The sequence below is a fragment of the Streptomyces sp. NPDC127119 genome (genome assembly GCF_042677425.1).
Lineage (GTDB): Bacteria > Actinomycetota > Actinomycetes > Streptomycetales > Streptomycetaceae > Streptomyces.
The window spans coordinates 1-3,118 of sequence record NZ_JBHXTO010000291.1 but is presented as its reverse complement, the minus strand read 5'-3'; the positions used below and the strand labels follow the sequence as shown (position 1 = coordinate 3,118).

The window sequence follows — 3,118 nt, the reverse complement described above, 5'->3', positions numbered from 1 at the left end:
GGGTGTTGCGGCCCCCCCCCACGTTCACCCGCCGCCCCGCCCCGCCGGAACACCCACGGTCATTCGGTTACTCGGTTACTCGGTTACTCGGTCACGAGGTCACTCTCTCTTGTCACTCCCTCCCGCGAAGTCGTAGCCCGACCAGTTGGCGAGCAGGCGGTAGCCGAGGCGTTGGTAGAGGGCGTTGCTGGTGGGGTTCGCCAAGTCGGTGAACAGGACGACCTCCCGCGCGCCCGCGGCCAGCGCGGCCCGGCTCACCTCGGCGGTGACGGCGCCCGCGTACCCGTGACCGCGCAGGTGGGACGGGGTGTAGACGACATCCACCTGTACCTGGCCGCCGATCACGGGGTTCATGCCCGCGACGGAGACGGGGGTGCCGTCGGGGGTCTCCCAGAGCGTGTAGGTCTTGTCGGCGTAGCGGGTGCCGGCCCAGGAGCCGGCGTCGAGGGAGACGTCCTCCCCGGTGGCCCTGGCGAACTCGCCGCACCAGTACATGACGTCGTCGAGGTCCTGCTCGCCCAGCAGCCGGCTCCGGCCCGCCGGGTGCGGATCGGGCGGGGTGAGCGTGCCGAGGCGGTACAGGCCCAGCCGCGTGGAACGGAGTGCCGGTGTCGCGCCCGTGTGCCGCTGCCACGCCTCGGCGAACAGGGCGGCGGTGCCGTCGTCCGCGCTGACGGCGGGGAGGGAGAGCCCGAGGGCGGCCAGGCGGGCGGCGAGGCTGTCGGCCTGCTCGGGGGTGAGCGGGGTGGGGACCAGCGCACGGGAGGGGAGCCGGTAGAAGGCGGCACGGACCTCGCCCGCCTGCTCCAGCAGCCCGAAGAGGGGCGGCTCGACGCCGAAGGCCGCGGCCCCGCGGGCCCGCAGCCGCGCGGTCCAGGTCAGCGGCATGACGTGCAGGCCGGGCCGCGCACGCAGGAAGCCGCCGGCCAGGCCGAGGAATTCGTCGACATCTTCGGTGAGGTGCCAGTCGTCCGGTCGCATACGGGGACAGTCCTTGGGGTGAGGGTCGGATGAGGGTGCGGGTCGGATCGGTCGGATCAGGGTGCGGGATGCGGTGCGCAGTGGCGTAGCGCACTTTTGCAAGCATGTGCTTGCAATAGTTAGCAAGGGTGGTGCAGGGTAGACGCATGGCATCACTCAACGTCGGCAATCTCGGTGAGTATCTGCGGGACCAGCGGCGCAACGCGCAGCTGAGTCTGCGGCAGCTCGCCGAGGCCGCCGGGGTGTCCAATCCGTATCTGAGCCAGATCGAGCGCGGGCTGCGCAAGCCGAGCGCGGAGGTGTTGCAGCAGGTCGCCAAGGCCCTGCGGATCTCCGCCGAGACGTTGTACGTCCGCGCCGGGATCCTCGACGCCGAGCGTGACCGGGACGAGGTGGAGACGCGTGCGGTCATCCTCGCCGACCCGACGCTCACCGAGCGGCAGAAGCAGGTGCTGCTCCAGATCTACGAGTCCTTCCGCAAGGAGAACGGGTTCGAGATCAAGGCGGTCGAGGACCTGCTGGACGCGGAAGGCGTGCCGGACGCGTCGGACATGGCGAGTGTGTCGGACGTGTCAGCCGTCACGCGCGTAACGGATGGCGGGGACACCGTCGTTGACAGGGCCCGCACGGCCGACGGCAGCGATGCCGCACAGAAGGACCCGCACGACTCGCAGCACCCGCACGACCAGCACGATCAGCAGTCCTCCGCGAGCTGACCTCGTCCGGCGTCAGGACCGGGCACGGCGTGTCCCGGCACGGTCCCGTACGGACCGGTCGGCCCGCCGGTCGACCGGTCGGCCACGGAGCAGCGACAGACAGACCGCACGAACACGCACACCCATACCCTCACGCCCCACGCGACAGTGATTCCGGGAGGACCATCACCATGGCCATCACCGACGACCTCCGCAAGACCCTCAGCGACCCGACCCCCCTCTACTTCGCCGCCGGTACGGCCGACCTGGCCCTCCAGCAGGCCAAGAAGGTTCCGGGCCTCGTCGAGCAGCTGCGCGCCGAGGCGCCGGCCCGTATCGACGCCGTACGGGGCATCGACCCGAACGCCGTCCAGGAGAAGGCCACCGCCCGCGCCAAGGAGGCGCAGGAGACCCTTCAGACCCGGGTGAACGGCTTCATCAGCACCCTGGACACCGACCTGAAGAAGATCGGTGAGACGGCTCAGGACTTCGCCCTGCGCGGTGTCGGCGTCGCCGCCGAGTACGCCGTGAAGGCGCGCGAGACGTACGAGAAGGTCGCCGAGCACGGCGAGCAGACCGTGAAGACCTGGCGCGGCGAGGCGGCCGAGGAGATCGAGGAGCTGGCGATCGCCGTCGAGCCGAACCCCGAGCCGGCCGAGGGCACGATCGCGACGCCCGCCGAGGCCAAGACCGGCCCCGCCCCGGCCAAGAAGGCCCCGGCGAAGAAGACCCCGGCCGCCCGCAAGACCACCACCACGGCCAAGAAGCCGACGCCGCCCGCGAAGTAGGACGGCCGCCGCGTACGCGAACAGCCCATGGGCGAAGAGCGCGTACGCGGCGAGCGTGTACGCAAAGAGAACGGGTCGGGCACTCCGGGCACTATCGGAGTTCCCGACCCGTTCTGCGGGTACGGTGACCGCGTAGAAACGACGACTCGACACGGGTGGTGGGCAACGTGCTCCTGACGGCATTCGGCGGCCTCATGTGGCTGATCTACACCGCCATGCTGGTACTCGCGGTGGTGGCGCTGGTCATGGCCGGGCTGGCCCGCGACGACGCCTACCGCGCCGCGAACAAGCAGACCAAGATGTTCTGGCTGATCCTGCTCGGTCTCGCCGTGGCCGTGAACCTGCTGGTGCCGATGCTCTTCCTGCAGATCGCGTTCCTCGTCGCCACGATCGTCTTCTTCGTGGACGTCCGGCCGGCTCTCCAGCAGGTCTCTGGCGGCGGCCGGGGCGGTCGCCGAGGTGGCGGCAGCAGCAGCGACGGTCCGTACGGGCCGTACAACGGCGGCCGCTGAGCCGTTGCCTGGACCGTGCGTGCAAGCGTGCGCTGAGCCTCCTGGTCCCGTGCGGGTCCGGTGGGGGCTGGTCGCGCAGTTCCCCGCGCCCCCAAAGACAAAAAGCCGGGGCGCAGCCCCGCTTTTCAGGGGCGCGGGGAAC

General features: G+C 70.6%; 4 protein-coding genes. 3 read left to right on the top strand and 1 reads right to left on the bottom strand.

Annotated elements, in window-relative coordinates; translation table 11 throughout:
- Nucleotides 1-99: 99 nt before the first annotated feature.
- A complete protein-coding gene (locus tag ACFVH5_RS44170; RefSeq protein ID WP_385839333.1) occupies nt 100-981 on the bottom strand; it encodes a GNAT family N-acetyltransferase in 882 nt (293 codons plus the stop codon).
- Nucleotides 982-1,127: 146 nt separating this feature from the next.
- Between ACFVH5_RS44170 and ACFVH5_RS44165 the strand changes: the two genes are divergently transcribed.
- From ACFVH5_RS44165 to ACFVH5_RS44155, 3 genes are all read left to right on the top strand, one after another.
- Nucleotides 1,128-1,697 (top strand): helix-turn-helix domain-containing protein, encoded by a 570-nt coding sequence (locus tag ACFVH5_RS44165; RefSeq protein ID WP_385839332.1) that lies wholly within the window; start codon nt 1,128-1,130, stop codon nt 1,695-1,697.
- A gap of 170 nt (nt 1,698-1,867) precedes the next feature.
- Nucleotides 1,868-2,464: a hypothetical protein gene (locus tag ACFVH5_RS44160; RefSeq protein ID WP_385839331.1), complete on the top strand. Its 597-nt coding sequence runs from the start codon at nt 1,868-1,870 to the stop codon at nt 2,462-2,464.
- A 167-nt stretch (nt 2,465-2,631) separates the two neighbouring features.
- On the top strand, nt 2,632-2,976 hold the full coding sequence (locus ACFVH5_RS44155; protein WP_107015800.1) for a DUF2516 family protein: 345 nt from the start codon (nt 2,632-2,634) through the stop codon (nt 2,974-2,976).
- Nucleotides 2,977-3,118: the final 142 nt, after the last annotated feature.

Coding starts and splice junctions, on each gene's coding strand:
- ACFVH5_RS44170 (WP_385839333.1), bottom strand. CDS start 981: ATGCGACCGGACGACTGGCACCTCACCGAAGATGTCGACGAATTCCTC.
- ACFVH5_RS44165 (WP_385839332.1), top strand. CDS start 1,128: ATGGCATCACTCAACGTCGGCAATCTCGGTGAGTATCTGCGGGACCAG.
- ACFVH5_RS44160 (WP_385839331.1), top strand. CDS start 1,868: ATGGCCATCACCGACGACCTCCGCAAGACCCTCAGCGACCCGACCCCC.